At 67.4% G+C, this 22,402-nt stretch carries 12 protein-coding genes; 3 read left to right on the top strand and 9 right to left on the bottom strand.

Annotated features, from left to right (window positions below):
* Nucleotides 1-20 precede the first annotated feature (20 nt).
* Genes AOZ06_RS04430 through AOZ06_RS04410 form a run of 5 tightly spaced genes read right to left on the bottom strand, consistent with a single transcriptional unit; the run spans nt 21 to nt 12,816 of the window.
* Nucleotides 21-479, bottom strand: coding sequence for a peroxiredoxin (locus AOZ06_RS04430; RefSeq protein ID WP_054288252.1), 459 nt, complete (start codon nt 477-479; stop codon nt 21-23).
* Nucleotides 480-492: 13 nt separating this feature from the next.
* Nucleotides 493-1,293, bottom strand: a complete 801-nt coding sequence (locus tag AOZ06_RS04425; RefSeq protein ID WP_054288251.1) for an ABC transporter permease — start codon at nt 1,291-1,293, stop codon at nt 493-495.
* Nucleotides 1,290-2,330, bottom strand: a complete 1,041-nt coding sequence (locus AOZ06_RS04420; protein WP_063809960.1) for an ATP-binding cassette domain-containing protein — start codon at nt 2,328-2,330, stop codon at nt 1,290-1,292. Before AOZ06_RS04420 ends, AOZ06_RS04425 begins: the two co-directional genes overlap by 4 nt.
* Nucleotides 2,327-2,536 carry an MbtH family protein gene (locus tag AOZ06_RS04415; protein ID WP_054288250.1) on the bottom strand — a complete coding sequence of 70 codons (210 nt, stop codon included), beginning with the start codon at nt 2,534-2,536 and terminating at the stop codon, nt 2,327-2,329. The genes AOZ06_RS04420 and AOZ06_RS04415 overlap by 4 nt, the downstream gene beginning before the upstream one ends.
* A 2-nt stretch (nt 2,537-2,538) precedes the next feature.
* Nucleotides 2,539-12,816, bottom strand: coding sequence for a non-ribosomal peptide synthetase (locus AOZ06_RS04410; RefSeq protein ID WP_063810301.1), 10,278 nt, complete (start codon nt 12,814-12,816; stop codon nt 2,539-2,541).
* A 1,161-nt stretch (nt 12,817-13,977) separates the two neighbouring features.
* Between AOZ06_RS04410 and AOZ06_RS04405 the strand changes: the two genes are divergently transcribed.
* The gene (locus AOZ06_RS04405; protein ID WP_157232818.1) at nt 13,978-15,498 is read left to right on the top strand and encodes a UDP-N-acetyl glucosamine 2-epimerase; all 1,521 of its coding nucleotides are present in this window, start codon (nt 13,978-13,980) and stop codon (nt 15,496-15,498) included.
* Here AOZ06_RS04405 and AOZ06_RS04400 read toward each other — a convergent pair.
* The 3 genes from AOZ06_RS04400 to AOZ06_RS59585 form a co-directional block, all read right to left on the bottom strand.
* On the bottom strand, nt 15,458-17,302 hold the full coding sequence (locus AOZ06_RS04400) for a hypothetical protein (protein WP_157232817.1): 1,845 nt from the start codon (nt 17,300-17,302) through the stop codon (nt 15,458-15,460). The genes AOZ06_RS04405 and AOZ06_RS04400 overlap by 41 nt on opposite strands.
* 647 nt (nt 17,303-17,949) lie before the next feature.
* Nucleotides 17,950-18,111, bottom strand: a complete 162-nt coding sequence (locus tag AOZ06_RS59590) for a hypothetical protein (RefSeq protein ID WP_236952073.1) — start codon at nt 18,109-18,111, stop codon at nt 17,950-17,952.
* 106 nt (nt 18,112-18,217) lie between these two features.
* Nucleotides 18,218-18,430, bottom strand: coding sequence for an SLC13 family permease (locus AOZ06_RS59585; RefSeq protein ID WP_054288246.1), 213 nt, complete (start codon nt 18,428-18,430; stop codon nt 18,218-18,220).
* Nucleotides 18,431-18,769: 339 nt separating this feature from the next.
* On the opposite strand from AOZ06_RS59585, the gene AOZ06_RS04390 reads away from it, so the two are divergent.
* Complete coding sequence (locus AOZ06_RS04390; protein WP_054288245.1) at nt 18,770-19,978, top strand: cation:proton antiporter; 1,209 nt, start codon at nt 18,770-18,772, stop codon at nt 19,976-19,978.
* A gap of 688 nt (nt 19,979-20,666) precedes the next feature.
* Here AOZ06_RS04390 and AOZ06_RS04385 read toward each other — a convergent pair.
* Nucleotides 20,667-21,659 carry an AAA family ATPase gene (locus tag AOZ06_RS04385; protein ID WP_054288244.1) on the bottom strand — a complete coding sequence of 331 codons (993 nt, stop codon included), beginning with the start codon at nt 21,657-21,659 and terminating at the stop codon, nt 20,667-20,669.
* Nucleotides 21,660-22,159: 500 nt separating this feature from the next.
* On the opposite strand from AOZ06_RS04385, the gene AOZ06_RS61195 reads away from it, so the two are divergent.
* Nucleotides 22,160-22,282, top strand: coding sequence for a hypothetical protein (locus tag AOZ06_RS61195; protein WP_257721456.1), 123 nt, complete (start codon nt 22,160-22,162; stop codon nt 22,280-22,282).
* The last annotated feature ends 120 nt before the right edge of the window (nt 22,283-22,402 follow it).

Below are 22,402 nucleotides of genomic sequence, written 5' to 3'. Positions count from 1 at the left end.
GCGGAACGCGATCACCGGCATCACCACGGCACGTGGGCGCGGAGTACAGCGAGTGCGGTGTCGGCGTGTGCGGGCGTCTGGAGCCCGCTGGTGATGATGTCGAGTATCTGACGGTCGGTGTCGATGACGTAGGTGCGGCGGCGGGTGCGCAGCGGCCCGACGCGTCGTCGTGCGCCGAACCGGGTCGCCACGGTGCCGTCAGGGTCGGACAGCAGCGGAAAGCCGAGCGAGTTGAGGGCGGCGAACTCGTGCTGGCGCTCGACCGGATCAGGGCTGATCCCGACCGGGTGGGCGCCGATCCTGGCGAAGTCGGGGGTGAGATCGCGGAAGCGGCGGATTGCCGCGGTGCAACTAGCGGTCATCGCGGAGCGGTAGAAGAACAGCGCGACGGGCCCGATCCTGAGCAGGCCGGTGAGGGTCCGCGGAGTGCCGGTCTGGTCGAGCAGTTCGAAGTCGCCGGTGAAGTCGCCGGGTTTCATGTGTCTCCTGTGGTCACCGGCTGGCGACGCGTCGGTAGCGGGCCACGGCCAGCGTCATGAACAGCGTGATCAACGCCAGCGAGCACAGCGCCGAGTAGAGGACCGCGTGCTGTGCGGGCCAGGCGTTGGGCTGGGGCACCGTGGCCGGGGTCGGGTTGGCGAACAGGGTGCGGGCCGCGTTGGCAAGGGCGGTGATCGGGTTCCATTCCGCGATCGTGGCGAGCGGTTCGGGCATCGCGGCGACGGACACGAAGCCCGAGGAGATGAACGTGGCCGGGAACAGCCAGATCAGGCCCAGGCTCTGGGCCACTTCGACGCTGCGGGAGACCAGGCCGATGAACGCGCCGACCCAGGACATCGCGAACGCGAACAGCAGGATCAGCAGGTAGGCGAGGACCGCGTCCAGTGGGTTGCCGCGGATGCGCCAGCCGATCGCCAGTCCGCAGAGGCTGGTGATCAGCAGGCTGACCACGCTGGTGGTCAGGTCGGAGGTGGTCCGGCCGAGCATCACCGCGACCCGGGACATGGGCAGCGAGCGGAATCGGTCGACCACGCCCTTCTGCAGGTCGTTGGCCAGTCCGATGGTGGTGAACGACGCGTTGAAGGTGACGGTCTGCGCGAAGATCCCGGCCATGATGAACTCCCGGTAGGAGTCTCCGCCGAGGCTGCCGCCGAACACGTATCCCAGCAGTAGCACGAACATGATCGGCTGCAGGACGCTGGCGAAGATCGAGCCGGGGGTGCGGCGGATGTTGAGCAGGTTGCGCCAGGCGATGGCTCCGCTGTCGGTGGCGATCCTGGTCAGGGTGCTCACGTGCCTACCTCCCGCACATCGAGGTGTCCGGACTGCCGTGGCCAGTGGACCGTCGGGGACAGGGTGGCGGTGTCTTCGGCGTTGGTTGCTGGGCCGGTCAGGCTCAGGAACACGTCGTCGAGGGTGGCTCGGCGCAGTCCGAGGTCGAGTACGCGTACGCCGGCGGCGTTGAGGTGCGCGGCGGCGTTGGCCAGGACCTGCTGACCGTGTCGTCCGCTGCCGACGGCGATATCGATCCGCCGGGTTCTGCGGTCGACCGTGGGCGCGGTGCCACCGACAGCGGTCAGGATCCTGTGGACGGTGGCCAGGTCGTGCTCATGCACAGTCACCACTTCCACGCGTTCGCCGCCGGTGGTGCTTTTCAGTTCGTCGCTGGTGCCTTCGGCGATCACCCGGCCGCGGTTGATCACAGCGATCCGGTCGGCCAGTTGGTCGGCCTCTTCGAGGTACTGGGTGGTGAGCAGGACCGTGGTGCCGTCGCGTACGAGTTCGCTGACGACGTCCCAGGTGTCGAGGCGGCTCTGCGGGTCGAGACCGGTGGTCGGTTCGTCGAGGACCACGACGGGTGGTGCGGCGACGAGTGCGCCCGCGAGGTCGAGTCGCCGTCGCATGCCGCCGGAGTAGGTACCGGCCAGCCGGTCCGCGGCGTGGTCGAGGTGGAACCGGTCGAGCAGGTGGCGTGCGGTGCGGGCCGCGTCACGGCGTCGCATGCCGTACAGCTTCGCGACGAGGTGCAGGTTCTCGAAGCCGGTCAGCTTGTCGTCGACCGCGGCGTACTGCCCGGACAGTCCGATCGATCGGCGGACCTGGTCCGGTTGCGTGGAGACGTCGAAGCCCGCGACGTGTGCGTGCCCGGAGTCGGGGCGCAGCAGGGTGGTGATGATCCGGACGGTGGTTGTTTTCCCGGCTCCGTTGGGGCCGAGGACGGCGAAGACCTGCCCGGCCGGCATGTCCAGGTCGATGCCGTCGAGCGCGGTCGTGGTACCGAAGTGCTTGCGCAGTCCTCGCAGCCGGATCGCCGGTTGACCTGCCGTCACGGCTGTTGCTCCCGGCGTGCGCTGGTCGGGGTGATGTCGGTCCAGTTGCGTTCCACGAACTCCAGGCACGCTGCGCGTGCGGCCGGTCCGAACGCGGTGGTCCACCCGGCGGGGACGTCGGCGAACACGGGCCACAGCGAGTGCTGGTCCTCGTGGTTGGTCAGCACGAGGTAGTCGTCCTGATCGGACTCGAAGGGGTTGGTCATCGTCAGTTCCCTGTGGTTGCTCGTGGCTGGTCGGAGGGACGGGCGCTGAGGCGTTCGGCGAGGATCGGCCCCAGTCGGGTCAGCGCGTCCGGTTGGGTGAGTTGGGCGTGGCGCACGTCGATGTCGTGGTTGTCGACGTGTCCTGCCAGGTAGGGCAGCCAGTCGGTCAGCGTCGGGGTGGTCGGTTCACGGCCGACGGTGGCGGTGAAGAACAACAGGTCGGCGTTGACCCGTCCTGGGGCGAACGTGCGCATCAGGGTGGCCTGGGTGACGAAGGCACTGATCATGGCGCCGAGTGCCGCTTCGTCCAGGCTGCCCATCGGGTTGCCGATCTCGCGGTAGATCTCCAGCACCCGTGCCCGGTCGAGCGGGCCGTCGTCGGCCGTGACGCCCTGGTTGGCCAGCAGTGCGGTGAACACATCGGACTCACTGGCCGCGTCGAGTCCGTCGCTGGGGACCTCCGGGTAGGCGTCGAGCAGGACCAGCAGGTCCAGGTCCTCGCCCGCCGCTTCCAGTTGTGCCGCGACCTCGTGTGCCAGGTTGCCGCCGAACGACCAGCCGAGCACCGAGTACGGGCCGTGCGGCTGGACCGAGCGGATCTGGGCCACGTAGTCGGCGGCGATCTCGCCGATGCTGACCGGGGCGTAGCCCGGGTCGGTGAGCAGACGTGACTGCAGGCCGTAGAGCGGCTGGTCCGGCGCGAGGTACTTCAACAGCCCGGAATAGGTCCAGGACAAGCCGCTCGCCGGGTGTACGCAGAACAACGGTGGCCGGCTGCCGTGGGTGCGCAGTGGCAGCAGCACGTCCAGGTCGCTGCCGTCGTCGCCGGAGTCCAGATGGGCGGCCAGCCCGGCCACGGTGGGGCTCTCGAACAGCCGCCGGATCGGCAGCTGCACGCCGAAGACCGCGCGGATCCTGGCGATCAGCCCGCCCGCGAGCAGCGAATGGCCGCCGAGGGTGAAGAAGCTGTCGTCGATCCCGACCCGGGGCAGGCCGAGTGTCTCGGCGAACAGCTTGCACAGCAGGTCTTCCCGTGGCGAGCGCGGTGCGCGGGCCGTGACCGGCGTGGCGTCCGGGGGCTCGGGCAGCGCCTGCTGGTCGAGCTTGCCGTTGGGGGTCAGTGGCAGCCGGTCCACCACGACGATCGCCGCCGGGATCATGTAGTCCGGCACCTGCGCGGCGAGTGCCGCACGCAGATCGGTCTCCTGCGGCGGGGTGGCGTTCGCGGGCACGACGTAGGCCACCAGCCGCTGCTCGCCGGTGACGCCGCTGCGCAGCACCACCGCGGCGTGCGCGACCGTGGCGTCGGCTTCCAGCAACGCCGCGATCTCGCCGGGTTCGACGCGGAAGCCACGCAGCTTCACCTGGTCGTCGGCGCGGCCCACGAACTCCAAAGTCGCGTCGGTGCGCCAGCGTGCGATGTCCCCGGTCCGGTACATCCGTTCCCCGGCACCGCTGTGCGGGTCGGCGACGAACCGTTCGGCGGTCAGCGGCCCGCGGTTGAGATAGCCCCGGGCGACCCCGGCGCCGGACAGATACAGCTCGCCGGGAACCCCAGCGGGAACCGGCCGCAGGCGGGCGTCGAGCACGTAGGCCCGGGTGTTGTGCACCGGCTTGCCGATCGTCGGGCGATGCCCCTCGGCGAGCGAGGTCACCACGGCGTTCACCGTGGACTCCGTCGGGCCGTAGAAGTTGTAGGCGGTCACACCGTCGATCGCCCGCAGTTGTGTCCACAGCCGGTCGTCGACCGCCTCGCCGCCCAGCGCCAGTACCGCGGGCCGATGGCCGGGACCGTCAACGAGCCCGGCGGCGAGCAACTGACGCAGGTAGGACGGTGTGGTCTCGATGGCGTCCACGTCGTTGTCCCGCACGTAGTCCACGAGCGCGGCCGGATCGCGTCGGGTCTCGTCGTCGATGATGTGCAGCTCGTGCCCGGCGATCATCCACAACACCGGGTCCCAGGACGCGTCGAACCCGACCGCGGAGGTCAGCGCGACCCGCAACCGGCGGCCCAACCGCTCACTCGCGGGGGTGAACACGTGCTCGGCGTGCTGGCGCAACAGGTTCGTCAGCGACCGGTGCTCCACGACCACGCCTTTCGGGCGGCCGGTGGACCCGGAGGTGTAGATGACGTAGGCCGGTTGCCGCGGGGTCAGTGGCCGCAGCCGTTCGGCGTTGGACAGGTTGTCGGCCGAGAGCCCAGCCAGGGTCGCGCGGTGCTCGTCCAGCGCCAGTGTCGCGACCTTGGGCAACCGATCGGTGGCCGCGGAGGTGGTCAGGACGAGCGAGGGGTTCGCGTCCGTGACCATGTAGGTGATCCGGTCGGTCGGATACGTCAGGTCGATCGGCAGATAGGTCGCGCCGGACTTGAGCACACCCAGCAGCGCGACGACAGTGCCAACCGACCGCGGCAGGGCCACGCCCACGGTGTGCCCGGCGCCCACTCCGCGCTGCCGCAGCAGCCGGGCGAGCTGGTTGGCCTCGGCGTTGAGCCGGTTCGCCGAGACGCGGCCGAGGCTGGCCACGACCGCGATGTCGTCACGGCTGTGATCGGCTTGGCGTTCGAACGCCTCGACGACTGTCTCGGGCGGCAGCGTCCTGGCGGTGTCGTTCCACGTCTCCAGAACTGTCTCGACCTCCCCGGCCGACAGCAGGTCCAGCTCGGTGATGGGCCGCTCGGGATCGTCCAACGCGGTGTCGAGCACGCTGACGAACCAGCCCGCGAGACGGTCCACCGTGTCCGGTTCGAACAGGTCGGCGCTGTACTCCACCGTGCCGTCCAGTCCGGCCGGAGTGCCGTCGGGGTTGTGGTGCTCGGTCAGGGACACCGACAGGTCGAACTTCACCGCGGCCACGTCGTCGTAGTCCACGAGCGACACGGCCAGTCCGGGCAGGTCCACTGTGGCCGGTGGTGTGTTCTGCAGCGCCAGCATCACCTGGAACAGCGGGTGGCGACTGAGGCTGCGTGTGGGCGCCAGTTCCTCGACGACCCGTTCGAACGGCACGCCCTGGTGGTCGAACGCGGCCAGATCGGCCGCCCGGACACGGTCGAGCAGGTCGGCGAAACTCGGCGCGCCGGACAGATCCGTACGCAACACCAGTGTGTTGACGAAGAACCCGACCAGTTCGTCGAGCTGTTCGTCAGTGCGGCCGGCGACCGGGGTACCGATCGGGATGTCGGTCCCGCCACCCAACCGGGACAGCACCGTCGCGAGCCCAGCGTGCAGGACCATGAACAGGCTCGCCCCGCGCCGGCTCGCGTACCGCGCCGCCTTCTCGTGCAACGTCCTGGGCAGCTCCAGACGGACTGTGCCGCCGGTGTAGGTCGATTCGGCGGGTCGCGGGTGGTCGTACGGCAGGGACAACTCCTCGGGGATCCCCGCGAGCGTCCGCTGCCAGAAGTCCAGTTCACGGCGCAACGGGCTGGCCGGGTCGTGCTCGGCGCCGAGGATTTCCTGTTGCCACAGCGTGTAATCCGCGTACTGCACCGGAAGCGCGGGTGCCGACCATGCGCCGGCATCACCGCGCCGTGCCGTGTACGCCGCGGTGAGGTCCCTGGCCAGCGGACCAGTCGACCAGCCATCGCTGGCGATGTGGTGCACCACCAGGAGCAGCACGTGCTCGTCGGCCGCGGTGCGCAGCAGTGCCGCGCGAATCGGCAGATCGTGGTCCAGGTCGAACGGTTCGGCTGCCCGTGCGGCGATCGTCTCGGCAAGCGCGGCAGGCTCGATGTCGAGCACCGGCAGTGCCACATGCGCCGTGGGCAGAACCTGTTGGTAGGGAACACCCTCATCGACGGGAAACACGGTGCGGAGGCTTTCGTGCCGCCCCAGGACGTCCCCCAGTGCCCCTTCGAGGGCCTCGTGGTCCAGGTCGCCGTGCAGGCGCAGGGCCATCGGGATGTGGTAGCCCGCACCGGTGCCTTCGAACCCGTTGAGGAACCACATGCGTCGCTGGGCGTAGGACAGCGGGATCCGTTCAGGACGCACCTGCCGGGTCAGCGGTGCGCGGGCGGCACGGACCTCGGCCCACCGCATGGCCAGCGCGGCCGGTGTCGCGGCCTCGAACACCGTGCGGATCGCCACGTCCACACCCAGCTTGGCCCTGATGCGGCTGACGAGCCGGGTGACCAGCAGCGAGTGCCCACCCAGCGCGAAGAAGTCGTCATCGACGCCGACCCCGGCAAGGCCGAGGGTCTCGGCGAACAGCTCACACAGCGCGGCTTCGGTCCCGTCGCGCGGGATACGGCGAGCACTCGTCTCGGCCGGGCCCGGCGCGGGCAGCCGCGTGCGATCCAGCTTGCCGTTGGGCGTCAACGGCAGCTCGGCGATCGTGACGATCGACTGAGGCACCATGTAGTCCGGCAGGACTTGAGCGGCCTTAGCGCGCAGGTCGGCCGTGTCGACACGTTCGCCGGCAACGTAGGCGATCAGCCGCTGGATTCCCTCCGTTGCGGTGTCGACGACGACAGCCGCGGCCGTGACTCCTTCGGCGGAGGCGAGCACCGCCTCGATCTCGCCGAGTTCCACCCGGAAACCGCGGATCTTGACCTGGTCGTCGACCCGTCCGACGAACTCCAGCACTCCGTCGGCACGCCAGCGCACCAGATCACCGGTGCGGTACATCCGTGAGCCGTCGGCGGCGAACGGATCGGCCACGAACCGCTCGGCGGTCAACCCGGGCTTGCCGCGATAACCGCGAGCAAGCCCGGCTCCAGCAAGGTACAGCTCCCCGGTCACACCCGGCGCCACTGGCATCAAACCCGAGTCCAGCACGTGGGTGTCGACGTTGTGGACGCCACGGCCGATCACCGGGACGGGGTGAGCCGCGATCCGCGCCACCACCGAGTCCACCGTGGACTCGGTGGGACCGTAGAAGTTGAACGCCAGCACATCCGGCGCGGCGGCGATATCCCGCCACAATGGACCGTCCACGGCCTCGCCACCGAGCGCCAGAACAGTCGGACGATGCCGCTCGTGGGCCAGCAGGCCCATCGCGAGCAACTGGCGGACATAGGACGGTGTGGTTTCCAGTACGTCGATCTCCTGCTGTGCCACATAGGACAGCAAGGCCTCGGGATCACGGCGGGTGTCGTCGTCGAGCAGATGCAGCTCGTGTCCGTCGACCATCCACAGGATCGGGTCCCAGGAGGCGTCGAACGACACGCCCGCCGTGTGCCCGATCCGCAGCACCGCGCGGCCCGCGGCCGCGGTCGCTGGTCCGAAGACCTGGAAACGGTGGCTGTGCAGCAGGTTGACCAGGCTGCGGTGCTCGACCGCGACTCCCTTGGGGCGTCCGGTGGAGCCCGAGGTGTACAGCAGGTAGGCGAGGTCGCCAGGAGCGGGGCTGGCAGGGAGCGGCCGGCCGTCCTGCTCGTCGAGCAGGCCCGGCTGGTCGAGCAGCACAGTCGGCAGGGTGGTGTCCAGACGGTGTGCCACGTCGGTGGTGCTCACCAGCAGTGCCGGGTGTGCGTCAGCGAGGAGATAGGCGATGCGGTCGTCGGGATAGGAGATGTCGACCGGCAGGTAGGTCGCACCCGCTTTGAGTACAGCCAGCAGTGCTACCACCGTGTTGGCCGTGCGCGGCAGGACGACCGCGACCGGCTGGCCGGTTCGTGCGCCCGAGGAGATCAGGAGACGGGCGAGGCGGTTGGCGCGGTCGTCGAGCTTGGCGAAATCGAGCGTGCCGTCCGTCGCGACCACCGCGGTTCGGTGTGGGTGGTCGGTTGCCTGAGCGGTGAACAGTTCTGGGAGCGTCACGGCGGGAATGTGGTGGCGTGGCCCGTTCCATTCCTCGACGATGTCCTGACGTTGAGCGTCGGTGAGCACGCTCGCGAGTCGCAGCGGCCGTTCTGGTGCCGTGAGCGCGGCTTCGAGCAGTGTGACGAAGTGCTGCGCGATCCGTTCGACGGTCGTGGCGTCGAACAGCTCGGCGCTGTACTCGATCGCTCCGGTGATCCCGGCCGCCGCGCCGTGGACGTCATGGTGCTCGGTGAGGTCGAGGGACAGGTCGAACTTCGCTGTGCCCGCGTGGACCGCGGGCTCGACCTCGATGCGGACGCCACCTAGCTCGGCCACCGGTGCTGGGTTGTTCTGCAGGGTGAGCATGACCTGGAACAGCGGGTTGCGTCCGGGCACGCGTGGTGGCGCGAGTGCCTCCACGATCCGCTCGAACGGCAGGTCCTGGTGCTCGAAGGCCGACAGGTCGGTGTCACGCACCCACCGCAGCACATCGGTGAAGCTGGGGTCCCCGGACAGGTCGGTGCGCAGGACAAGGGTGGTGACGAAGAATCCGACGAGCTCGTCGAGGGCCGGTTCGGTGCGGCCGGCCACGGGAGTGCCGATCACGATGTCGGTGCCCGCGCCCAGCTTGGTGAGCGTGGCCGCGAACGCGGCGTGCAGTGCCATGAACATGCTCGCGCCGTGCCGGGTGGCCAGGTCCTCGAGCGCGGTGTGCAACCGCGCGGGTATGTCGACCGGCACCACACCGCCCGTCCCGGCAGGTGTCGCCGGGCGTGGCCGGTCTACCGGCAGGCTCACCTCGGCGGGCAGGTCGCGCAGCGTGTCCGTCCAGTACGCCAACTGGGCCGCGGCGCGACTGCCGGGCTCCTCGTCGGAGCCGAGGAGTTCCCGCTGCCACAACGCGTAGTCGGCGTACTGGACGGCCAGGGCAGGCAGATCGGGCTCCGCACCGTCCAGTCGCTTCTCGTAGGACACTGCCAGGTCGCGTGCCAAGGGGCCGAACGACCAGCCGTCACCGGCGATGTGGTGGATGACCAGCACAAGCACGTGGTCACTCGCGGAGGTCCGCAGCAGGTGCGCGCGCAGCGGCACGTCGGTGCTCAGATCGAACCCTCGTCCTGCTTGCTCGGCGATCCGGCGGTTCAGGTCCCCGGCGGCGATGTCCACGGTCGTCAGGTCGACCTCGTGCGCGGTGAGGATCCGTTGGCGTGGCTCACCGTCGGCCTCGGGAAAGATCGTGCGCAGACTCTCATGGCGCGCCACGACATCGGTGAGGGCCGCCCGCAACGCGGCCACGTCCAGTTCACCGGTCAAGCGCAGCACGACCGGCATGTTGTAGTCGGCGGCCAGCGGGTTGAGCCGGTTGAGGAACCACAGGCGCCGCTGCGCGAACGACAGCGGTAGGCGCTCCGGACGTACTCGTTGCTGGAGCACGGGTCGCGCCGACGCTGCCCGGCCGGTCAGCCGTGCCGCGAGCTGGGCCGGCGTGGGTGCCTCGAACAGGTCGCGGATAGCGACCTCGGTCGCCAGTTCGGTACGGACCCGGCCCACGACCCGGGTCGCGAGCAGGGAATGCCCGCCGAGAGCGAAGAAGTCGTCGTCCACGCCGACACGGGTGGCGACGACGACGTCGGCGAAGATCCGGCACAGGACCCGCTCGGTCTCGGTCCGCGGCGCTGTGTCCACGTCGGACGCCGTCGCCGATGTCGGCATGGGCAGCCGTGCGCGGTCGACTTTCCCGTGGGGGGTCAGAGGAATGTCAGGCACAGCGATGACCGTGTGCGGCACGAGGTACTCGGGAAGGGCCGTGATCAGGCGCTCGCGCAGCTCGTCCGGGCGCGCGTCGGAGACGGTGTAGGCCACCAGCCTGGCTGTCTCGCCGCTGCCGTGCACGAGCACGGCCGCCTGGGCGACATCCTCGAAGGCGATCAATGCCGCCTCGACTTCACCCGGTTCGACCCGCACACCGCGGATCTTGGCCTGGTCGTCGACGCGCCCCACGAACTCCAGCGAGCCGTTCGACGACCACCGCACCCGGTCACCGGTGCGATACAGCCGCTGTCCGCCCTTCTCGAAGGGGTTGGCGACAAACCGTTGCGCGGTCAGCGCCGGACGTCGGTGATAGCCGCGCGCCAGTCCCGTGCCGGCGAGATACAGCTCGCCGACCACACCCGGCGCGACCGGTCGCAGCACGGAGTCGAGCACGTAGGCGCGTGCGTTGTCCACCGGCGTGCCGATCGTCGGTTCGGCAGACGACGGTATCGCCGCGATCACAGCGTCCACTGTGGCCTCGGTCGGCCCGTACAGGTTGAACGCCGTCAACCCATCCACAGCGGCCAGGTCACGCCACAACGCGCCATCGACGGCCTCACCACCCAGCGCCCAGACCGCCGGGAATCGGCCGTCGAGTAGCCCCGCGGCCAGCAGCTGGCGAACATAGGACGGTGTGGTTTCGATCGAGTCGACGCGTTCATCGGCGAGATAACGGGCGCACTCCTCCGGATCGCGCCGCACCTGGTCGGGCACCATCCACAGTTCGTGCCCGTCCAGCAGCCACAGCACCGGATCCCACGCGGCGTCGAAGGCCACGCCCGCGAGATGGGCGACCCGCAGGATGTCTTTGCCCGTTGCCGCGCGCCCGGCCGCGAACACACCACGGCGATGGTGTTCAAACAGATTGGTCAGCGAGCCGTGCTCCACCACGACGCCCTTGGGGCGACCGGTCGAGCCGGACGTGTAGGTGAGGTACGCGACGTCCTGCGGGCCAGGCGCGACGAGATCAACCAGCGGCCCGTTCTCGTGGTATAGCTCCTCGAGCAACAACGCGGGCACGGGCAGCAACTCACGGGTCGTGTGGTCGGTGAGCACCATGCTCGGCGTGGCGTCCTCGATGAGGTAGCCAAGCCGCTCGGCAGGGTAGCTCACGTCAAGCGGAAGATACGCGGCACCGGCCCGGCTGACCGCGAGCAGCGCGATGATCGTGTCCACCGAGCGGCGCACCGCGACTGCCACGACCTGTCCAGGCCGCGCGCCACGCGCGGCCAACGCGCGTGCGAGGCGGTCGGCTCGTTCGTCCAGTTCGGCGAACGTCAAGGTCGTGGTGCCGTCTGACACGGCGATCCGAGCTGGTGTCTCAGAAGCCTGACGAGCGAACAGCTCCGGCACGGTCGTGGGCTCGGTGTCGTGCCCGGTCTGGTTCCAGCTGCGCAGCACCCGGTCCTGCTCGTCGTCCGCGAGCAGCTGCACCGCGCCGATCGGGGTGGTGGGCGCGGTCATGACCGCGCGCAGCAACCGCAGGAAGCGGTCACGGTGGCCGGCGACCTCCTCATCGCCGTAGCGCGCGGGGTTGGCGGCGAAGTCGACTCGAATGCCGTGTTCAGCCGAGATGCCCTGGACGACGATCGACAGGTCGTCCACCGGGCCGACGGACAGGTTGTGCATCGCCGCGTCGTGCGAGCCGAACTCGATGCGCGGATCGAACGGCAGGATGTTGACCGTCGGGCCGTGCAGGCGCTGGCCTCGCGGCAACGCGAGGTCGCGGCGCAGATCCTCGAACCGGTAGCGCTGATGTTTCAGGGCGGCTCGGATCTCTCGCGATGCCTGCGCCACCAGCTCCGCCATCGTGGTCGCGGGTGTGACGTGCAGCCGTAGCGGCACGATGTTGGACACCATGGCCGGCGTGGCGCGCAGCAACGATGAACGCCGGGCCGTGACCGGCATGCCCAACACGACATCGCTGGCCCCGCAGCTGCGATGCAGGTAAGCGGCGGCAGCGGCGATGACGAACGGGGACCAGTCGGTGCGCAGGGCTCGCGCGGCACTGCGCAATACCTCGGCCTCGTCGGGGCGGAGCCACCCGGTGTGCTGGAGAAAGCTCGTGGCCATCGCGGCTGAGGAGTCCGACAGGACAGTCGCTTCTGGCTGGTCGGCAAAGCGTGCCCGCCAGTAGCCGCCGTCGATGGTGTGCCGTTCGGAACGCCGGTACTCGACGTCGTCGCGCAGCACCTCGGCCACAGTGCCGAAACCACTGGGCTCAAGCTGGCCGCCGACCTGCAGCGTCCGGTAGTTGTCCGCGACCTGCCGCACGACAAGAGCCGCGCCGAAACCGTCGACCAGCAGGTGGTGAACGCGGTGGTAGAAGAAGTACCGGGTCGGGGACACGCGCAACAACGCCGCCGTGAACAGCTGGTGCTCGAACACGTCAACGGGAGTCGCGAGTTCCCGGTACATCCACGCTAACGCCGCGGTCTCCCCCGCCGTGTCGGGCGTGAAGTCGACCACCGGCAAGGACCAGTCACCGAGCGGTGCCACGTACTGCCGCGGCTCGTCGTCGATCTCCGTGAACCGCAACCGCAGCGCGTCCGTTTCGGACAGGACCTGACGCACGGCTCGTGTCAGCGACGCAACGTCCACGTCGCCGTGAATGTCCAGGTACTGCGCGATGGCGAACATCGGGTTGTCGGGCTCAAGCCGCTGCGCGAACCAGATTCCCGACTGAGCAGCAGTCAAGGCGAGCGTCTCGCCGCGACCAGGAACCACCGTGCTCCCACCTTCGTTCGTGTTGACTCCGGAAACACCGCCACGCCGTTTCCGCACAGGGTGTGGGTGCCGCAACCGGCACGCGGCGTCGCTGCCGCGCATGTTCTTGACCGGTTACACGGACGATTCGTGTCCACCGAACGGGGTGGATTGCACGGGTGATGATCGACACAAAGAGTAGCGAAGATGTTTCGCGTGGCGATGAGCGCGCGCCCCGACCGCTCTGTCTAATAAGGACAGACCGGAGCGGTCTCATGGAGACTGCTCCGGTCTGGTCGTTCATGTGGCCGAACCGTCGATCGTCGGCCGCGTTCGGTCCAAGGATCAGAACACGTTGATGTCGCCGATCGAGATGATCAGGGTGATGAGCGATTGAATGAAGTTCATCCGCAGTTCCGTTCCGGTGGGGAGATGTGCTGGCAACCGCGTGTGTTCGGGCCGGCCAGGGGGACACGGTGCCTTCGCTGGCGCGGCTTGTTGCGGATTGGTTCACGTGAGGCAGGCCACAACTGCGGAAAGATGGCGCGTGGACTGGCCTGGGTATGCGATCGGGTCGGATCGGCCCTGGGACGTGCGTTAACGACCGTTCCCGCGAGGGCCTACGGCGTGCGCGTGTCGGCGGGTCGACAACTCCACGAGTCGAACAGCTGACGCCCTCGTGCGCGCACCATCCACATCGGCTGGTCCGGCCGACGATCATCCATTCGCACGCGCGCCCACCACCGCCCACGCGTGTATTCCGCGCACCTAGCTACCAGCGTGTACTGGCACTGCCACCGTCGCACCGGCAGTCGCTCCCTCCGTCAACTCCGCAGTCGACGTAGCCAATAAATTCAGCAGTTTCGTCATCGTCGTTTGCTCGACGGATTCCACCAAACGTGCTCACAAGCACGCGGTCGCGTGACGCAGTTCACGGCGGAAGGCTGCTTGCCCAAGGCCAGTCTTCCGACCTGCCACGTAGGCTGCGCCGGGAACACCGGTTACTCAGCACGAAGTGGGAAAATGGTAGAATTGCCAACCGGAAGCCCGGAAGCCCGGAAGCCCGGAAGCCCGGAAGCCCGGAAGCCCGGAAGCCTTGGCCTTCCTCGTCATTGGCTGACAGTCGACACCAGTCGAGACGTCCTGGTGGTCGTCCGGACACTCACTACCCTGACCCGGCTGTTGGACATCCTCTCGCTGCTGGCACCCGATCGCCGGATCCAGGTGTTCTTCACGTACGACGACCAGAACACCGCCATCCTCGGCTCCGACATCGACGCGTACCTCAGAAACCTCGAAGCCCACGTGATCACGTGGGATGCCGCACGCCGAAGCAGCTTCGCCCTGGCCATCGCGGCGAGTGAGAACGACCGCCTCGCCGAACTCAACGCCCCTGTGTTGCTGGTGCCACACGGGCTTGGCTTCCTGAAGCACTACCCTGGCACAACGGTCGTGGCCGGGATGGACCCGGCTCGCCTGGTTCAGGACGAACGAGTGGTTCCCGCTGCCATCGCGTTGTCGCACCGGGACCAACGAGACCAACTTCGGCGGTCGTGCCCGCAAGCAGCACCGCTCAGCGTGGTGGTGGGCGATCCGTGCCTTGACCGTCTGCTGGCGTTTCGCCATCACGCGCGGCGCCATCGCAAGGTTCTTGATTCCGCGGGGAAACACGTCGTCGTTCTCGCGTCGACCTGGGGACCGGAGTCCCTGTTCGGGCGCATGGCCGACCTTCCTGGACGGCTGGTGTCCGAACTGCCTGCCGACGAGTTCACCGTACTGCTGGTCCTGCATCCAGGCGTCCACGCGGCACACAGCACGTGGCGGCTGCGCGGGTGGCTGTCCGAAGCGACCCGGTCCGGGGTGGTCCTGGTTCCACCGCATGGTGAATGGCGCTCGGTCCTGACAGCCGCGAGCTGCGTCATCTCCGATTCAGGCTCGCTCGCGCTGTACGCAGCCGCACTGGACAAACCGATTCTGCTGACCGGTACGTCGGCCACGTCCGTGCCGAACTCCCCCATCGTGGCCCTGCACTCCCTAGCTCCGCGCGTGGATCCTGACCGTCCTCTGCGTGGCCAGCTCGAGGTCGCGATGGGTGACCACATCCCCGGCATGTACGCGGACATCGTCGACCGTAGTGCGAACTATCAGACTCGCTCGGCCCACCGGCTGCGGCCGCTGCTCTATCGCTTGATGAACCTCGCCGAGCCGACGGACGAGGCCGCGTTCCCACCCATTCCCGGGTTCCGCGCCGACAATCCGCCTGTGGCCGCGTTCGTCGCAGGCGTCGACTCCACTGCGGATGGTCTCGGACTGAGTCGATACCCAGCGATGTCCGTCGGCGAACCGGAACTGAGCTACCGTCATGTCGCAGCCCACGTCGACCACGCCACCGTCACTGAGCTCGACGGCGCGACTGTCCTGTACCTGTCATCAGGGGACACGGCGATCGAGGAGACGCTGAGCCAGTGGCCACGCGCGGAAATCGCCGCGATGCCAGGACCTGGGCCGTCGTGCCAGGTGTGGACGCGAGACGGAACTGCCCTTGAGCTCAGGGTCGACGCTCCCAGCGTCGACCCACTGTTGTTGGCCTCGCTGGTGCAGGTCAGACGGGATCAAGGACGTCCCCTTGCGAACGTCGAGCGGATCCGCGTGGGCTCGCGGACTATCGACGTCCACGTCCAGCCACTCGTTCAAGTTCGTTGAGATACCGGTACGCCTTGGGATGCCCGGTGTTGAACGCGGCCTGAACCAGACCGGCCCACCGTGCTCTGGCGTCGGCCACTCGCTTGGCGGCGACGGCGTGCTCGGCTTCCCGCTCCTCCAACTCCCAGTTGTACTGACTCGCCCCCGCGGCAGTGAGGATCGTCCGCGCGGTATCCAGCGCGGCACGGGCAGACGCCAGTGCGCGAAGCTCGATGTCCGCCCGGGCCATGACCATGTGGAAACGGGCTTGGTTGCGACCATCGGTCACGAACGACATGGCCCTTTCCAGCATCGGCCGAACCTCACCGGCGCGACCGGCCTCGACGAGGACGTTGCCGAGCATCCGTACGTGGATTCCGAAGGCACGACCGTCCTGGATGGACCTGTCGATGTCGACTGCCTGACTGAGGTAGCCGATGGCCTCTCGGTAGTCGGGCGAGCCACTCGCCTTCGTCCACTCCTCACTCAGTCGTCCGGCGAACTCCAGGAAGGATGATCGGAGTTGCTCGTCGGCACTTCGCTCGACGTACGGCCAGGCTTTGTCGAGTTCAGCCCTGGCGCGGTCGAACACGTGCATCAGCAGGAACATCCGGGCCTGCATCATGTGCACACGGGCCACGAGCGCGAGCGGTTTGTCCGGCCCGGCCTCGGCCAGCAGCGCCTCGGCGCTGGCGATGACATGCTCATTGAGCGAGCAGTACCAGTGGTAACCGCCCTTCTTGTTCACCATCACTTCAAGGGCGCCACCGATCTGACACACCGCGGTGTGAAACCCCTGCTGGCTCGCCTCGCGGACAAGCTCGAGAAGCCCTGCTCGTTCCTGGTCCAAGGCCGATATCGTCTCGTCGGCACGTACCTGACGGATGACATCCGGGCGAGGATAACGACGAAGACGGTCGGCGCCGTCGGCGAAGTCGGCACCGACCGCACGGTCACGTTGGTGGTCCAGCAGACGCAGGAAGCCCGAGGTGAAGTCGACACCAATCGTCTCCGCCAGTCCGACGGCGTACGTACGCACGGCGTGATGCAGGCGCCACCGGCCGGACCCGGTTGAACTGACCATGCCCGCGTCGGTCAGCCCGTCGATCACCGGCAGTGCCGGGCGCCCGAGCAGGGCCTGTGCACTGTCCACTGAGAAGTCCGGGCCAGGATGTCTCGCAAGAAGCACGCAGTCCGCGGTCAATTCGCGCGTGAGTCCGCGAAAAGTCTCGGACAATGCCTCCCGGACCACTTCATGGGCGTTGCCCACGCCCACGGCGCGCAGGTGATCCAGCAATTCGGAAACGGCACCCGACTGGCCGCGGCGGCGCTGCAACTGCACGCCGACGTAGGTAATCGGCTGTGGCAAGTGATCGCACAACTCCAACAGCTCTTCGGTTGCCTGCGGATTCGTCTGCAACATCGAAGGACCGCAGATACTCGCCAGCATGTCCCATCCACCACGGGCTTCCAGCCGATCAAGCAGAACGTGATGTCGATAAGCCATCCGCAGATCGTCAGTGAGCTGGGACGTGGTGACGAGGACGAGGTTGGCGACCGACGCTGCCGCGAATGGCTCGATTTCCTTCACGCCACGGGCGTCGTGCACCACGAGCAGGAGCCGACGTGTCACCATGGCGGACAGAAACTGCTGGTCCAGCGCCCGCGAGTCCGTGGCGATGTCTCCAGCCGGTATTCCGATCTGAGCCAGCAGGTAGTGCTTCGCCTGGGACACCGCCAGCGTCTGCCCCTCACGCCAGTCGTCGAGGTCCAGTTCGATCGCGCCGAAGGAGAACTGGTCTGCCCGGTCGGCGGCGATCTTCAACGCCAGCGACCGGCGTCCACTTCCGCGGCGCCCCGCGATCACGAAGACGCCCGAGGCGGGGGCCATGACCCGCGCTTCCTCACGGTCGAAGAACGGTTCGGGCGGTCCCGCACACCCCAGAGTGCTCCGCGGTTCGACGGTCTCCGCGACGAGCACTCCGATCTCACGCGCGAAGGACGGATCGCGACGCAAATGCTCCACCAGCAGCCGCTCAAGATCCTCACGGCTCGGCAGTCCACCCGCACGCTCCCGTACGAGCTTGACCAGCCGCTTGCCACCTCTGAGCACCGCTCCGGCGAGCTCAGCCGACACCAGCTTGGCCGCCTCCGCCGCGACCGCCTCCACCACCGCCATCGACCCCGATACCTCCCCCTTCATCAATCAGCCGACACAGTCTCTCACCGAATCCGACGCCCGCCCCGTTTGACGGGTACGAAGTAAACGGCGACGAAGTGGCCGGCTCCGTTGCCCACTCACCGTGAGCAACGGTATTGTGCGCTGACAGTCACTGAAGCCTGTCGCGAGAATGGACAAGCGCATGATCGAACTCCTCTACCCGATCATCCTGATCGTGGGGTTCACGGCGATCGCGGTGATGCTGCGCTTCCTGGAACGAAACAAGAACTGACCAGGTCAGGAGCCCGCAATCACCCGGCGAAAGCGAAGTAGCGCAACCAGAGGTACACCATCGATATCACGATGGTCACGAAGGCGACGACCAATCCGTACCTGGTGAACTGCCAGAACGAGATCCTGTGGCCGGAGCGCTCCGCGACCCCCAGCATCACGACGTTGGCCGAGGCACCCACAGCCGTGGCATTACCACCCAAATCCGCGCCCAAAGCCAAAGCCCACCACAACACCTGCGCCGATCCCCGCCGCCATTTGACTGCACCAAATCGGCCACCACCGGGCTCATCGTGGCCACGTAGGGAATGTTGTCGACGATCGCCGAATCGCCGCGGACGCCCACAGCAGCACGCCGGAGGCCGGCATCAGCCGATCCTCCGTGGCCTCGGCAGCTGATTTCGCCAGGACGTCGATGACCCCGGTGTTAACCAGAGCACCGACCATCACGAACAGCCCGGTGAAGAACACCAGAGTCGGCCATTCGACGTCCTTGGCCACCGCCTCCTTCAGAAGTAGCTAACAGCTCTGAACGCTTGACGCATGCAACAATTGTCCTGAGCATGTACAGAAACAATCGTGAACTGGTCGACGACAGCACAGACTCACCTGCTCCTCGGCGGCGTGGGCGTCGTCGCTGACATCACCATCCGACAGGTTCGACGCCACTCTCTCACATCCTGCTCCGGCAATTCCTACAAAAAAGACACACAGGCCATAGCGGGCAGCCTGGTTTGCGGTTGATCGATTTTTGCGGCATCTTTACGCGCGGTGCGCCGGGAAGTCTGGTCGGCACTTCGCTGCACGGTGGAGCGGAGTAGGGCGAGGGGAGACTCCTGCGTGGCGCTGGTGCTTGCGTTCGGCGTGGTGTTGCTGATCAGCGTGTCGTTGTCCGGTGTAGCTGCCAGAACCGTGCTGTCGACCGCGCTGATGTTCCTGGTCGCGGGCGCACTGGTTGGCCAGGGTGGTTTCGGCCTGATCAGCATCTCGCCTTCCGGCCCACTGGTCACGAGCCTGGCCGACATCGCGCTGTTCACGGTTCTGTTCACTGATGGTCAACGTGCCAACCTGCCCGCGTTGAAGGAGGGCTGGCGCCTTTCCGGGCGGGCACTGGGCCTGGCGATGCCACTGACCATGATCGGCATCGCCGTCCCCGGCCATTTCCTGGCGGGCCTGGACTGGCCGACCGCGCTGCTGCTCGGCGCGATCCTGTCGCCCACCGACCCCGTGTTCGCCTCCGCGATCGTCGGCCGTGACGATGTCCCGCTGCGGCTGCGCCGCCTGCTCAACGTGGAATCCGGGCTCAACGACGGGCTCGCGCTGCCGTTCGTGCTGATCTTCCTGGCGACGGCCAAAGGGCAGGAGTCCGACCTGGGCAAAGTCGGCGTCGAACTGGCGCTTGGCCTGGTCCTCGGCATCGTCATCCCCGCCGCGGTCGCGCTGGCCTGGCGGTTGCGCATCCTCACCGCTGAGCCACGGCTGCAGTCGCTCGGACCACTGGCGATCGCAATCGCGCTGTTCGCGTCCTGCCATCTCACCCACGCCAATCCGTACCTGGCCGCGTTCATCGCCGGGTCGACCCTGGCCACGCTGGACCGGACTGCCGCCGAGCACTTCGAGCCGCTCGGTGACCTGCTGTCCGAGCTGACCAAGTTCGGCGCGCTGCTGGTCTTCGGCGCGTTGATCACGCCGGAGCGGATCTCTCATCTGACCGTGGGCGACTGGGCCGTCGCGGCGCTGGCAATCCTTCTCGTACGTCCGGCGAGCATGCTCCTGTCGTTGCTACGCACCCGCCTGCCCCAACGGGAACGGACCGCCGCGGCGTGGTTCGGCCCGAAGGGCTTCGCGTCCGTGGTCTACGGCCTGCTCGCCCTCCAGTCCGGCATCCCCGCGGGTGAGCACATCTTCGACCTCGTCGCCATCACGATCGCCCTGTCGATCGTCCTGCACTCCTCCACCGACGTCCCCGTCGCCAAGGCACTGCGGGTGGAACCACCCGACAACCTGCCCACCGGCGCGCGTCAAGACCACGAGAGGAAATCGGCATGACCACTCTCCCGGTCGTATTCTGCGGATGTGCAAGCACGAGAAATGGCCGAGGCATATCCGGTCACCAGCTTGGATGCCGACGCACTGGAAGCGGCGCGGCTGATGGGCGAGCACCGCATGCCCGGACTGGTGGTGACCGACGCCGAAGGCTGTCCGCAGTCGGTACTGCGCCCACAACTCCACCCAATACGCTCCGCCAGCCTCAATATCGTTGCCACTGAACTCCCCGAGACTCAGATCGGCCAGCGTGGGGACTCGCAGGTCGTCGATACGCGCGATGAGAGGCTGGTTGGCTGGCACGCCTGTCGCCGTCGTGGTATCCCGATACTTCTCGATCTTGCGGCGCAGCGCCCGAGCGCCGGTACGGACGTGCACCAAGGCTTGGCCCTGGTCCACGGCGACCAACACGGCCTCGGTACGCCGGTCGCCCAGACTGCTCGCGTAGTCAGCGAGGTCACTGGTGCCAGCGGCGGCGATCAGCTGTCCCTCACTGCCCGGTGCCCGCTCGGCAACGCCGCGCCGGGCCTGCTCGATCACGTCCAGCGAACGCAGCAGCCTCGCCGCGTGCTGCGCCCGGGTACGCGCAGGCGGCGGACGCTTCTTGCCGCCTCCAAAACCGCGATACGCCTCCTCAACGACGCGAGTCACACGGATCAGGGGCAACCCCGTCCGGATCATGCACGCACCATCACAAGCTGTCGCCCCGCACGCGCGAGCTCAGTTCAGATGCGATGGATTCGGCCGACGGATACTCACTATCGCTCAGGATGGCGGCCTTCCGCGCACTGTCCACCGCTACCCGCACATCAGCGAACGACAACCCCCGCGCCAGCCGCGCCAATCTACGCACAGCGTCATCATCAACCGGCACAGAACGGAGCAACCGACGCAGCAGAACGGCGATGGATTCTTCCGTCGGCGGTGGAAATTCGAGAACATCATCGAACCGCCGCAGCAACGCATGATCCAGCGCACCACCGAGGTTGGTGGCGGCGACAATCAGGCTGTCACTGTCATCGGCGTCCAGCAGCTGCAGGAACGTTCCGACCACACGCTTGGCCTCACCCACATCGAACTCGTCACCCCGGTGCTTGCCCAACGCGTCGAACTCGTCGAACAAATACACCGCCCGGACACGGCTGATGTGGTCGAAAATATCCGTCAGCGTCGCAGCCGTCTCTCCGAGATACCGGCTGAACAACACTTCCAGGCGTACACGAGCCAGCGGCAACGCCAACTCACCAGCCAGCGCATGGGCCGCCATCGTCTTACCGCACCCCGGCGGCCCATGCAGCAGCAGCCGACGACGCGGAGCCAGGCCATGCTCAATGAGCCTGCCCGCCATCCGCTGCTCATCAAGAACCCGTTGAACGCTGTCACGCAACGTTGACGAGAGCACCAGGTCAGTAAGCCGCACATCGCTGTAGCGAACGTCCAGCACATCAGCCAGGTCACGAGGAGCACGCGCCAGCTGGATCGGCCGACCAGTCGCGGCACGTTTCGCCTGGCTCGACTCCAGTTCCCGAGCCTCCGCGAGCAACTCACGCAACCGCGCCGCCTGCCGAGTGTGCCCAGCACGAGACTCGGCCGCGATCAGCTGAGACAGCAGGTTGAGCCACCGACGCTCGTCGCCCTGGGTATGAGCCCGCACCAACTCAGCGACCAGTTCCGCCGTCGCCACACCCGCACCTCCTCCCAGCTACCAACTCGCCACATCACTTACATCATGGCATCCCATCACCCAGCTGCAGCACCATCACTCCAGCGGCTCCGAGCAGGGGGATCGCGATTCACCCCACTGAGCGACACCATTGATCACAGACACGCGGCAAACATGGCGGCGCCGTCGAACGGCCCTCTTCATAGTCGCGACTGAACAGCACTTTGACCGTCTCGGTGTCCCGCATCCCGGCAAAACTTGCAGCTCACCAGGCCTGGCGGCACTGGTGACCACTGGTTCGACCTGTCACCAACCCGTCACCAGTCCAGCGTCGCCTTCACCACGGTTTCACATCGACCTCGACGACCCGGCTCTGGGCGCCTCGACTGGTCCCGCTCGCCGCCACTGGCGACCACGCGGGCACCAGCCCATTTCAACAGCGCACGCACGAACGTCCTGGATCGAAATTGCGGTCCGCGGTCGGTGTGCACCACACAGATGGCGAACGGATCGCCTCTAGCATGGCGTTCCTGACCGACATCGCGCGGCGCCTGCCCCGCAAGGAGAAACCGGATCTGCTAAAGCTGACCCGCGACTGCGACCTCAAAAAGGTGTTCACGGTACCCGCCTGGCAGGCCGTTTAACAACGTACCCAGATTTGATCAACTATGGTGTCCACATGCAGGTCAGGCACAGTTAGACAAGTACATCGACAGGCCAGCGCCGAGTTGAACGCCACCCGAACGGACTAGCGTGAAACACTC

The organism is Kibdelosporangium phytohabitans (assembly GCF_001302585.1).
GTDB classification, from domain to species: domain Bacteria; phylum Actinomycetota; class Actinomycetes; order Mycobacteriales; family Pseudonocardiaceae; genus Kibdelosporangium; species Kibdelosporangium phytohabitans.
The sequence above is the reverse complement of the archived record's forward strand: the minus strand, read 5'-3'. Positions and strand labels throughout refer to the sequence as shown.

Coding starts and splice junctions, on each gene's coding strand:
- AOZ06_RS04430 (WP_054288252.1), bottom strand. CDS start 479: ATGAAACCCGGCGACTTCACCGGCGACTTCGAACTGCTCGACCAGACC.
- AOZ06_RS04415 (WP_054288250.1), bottom strand. CDS start 2,536: ATGACCAACCCCTTCGAGTCCGATCAGGACGACTACCTCGTGCTGACC.
- AOZ06_RS61195 (WP_257721456.1), top strand. CDS start 22,160: ATGGCGTTCCTGACCGACATCGCGCGGCGCCTGCCCCGCAAGGAGAAA.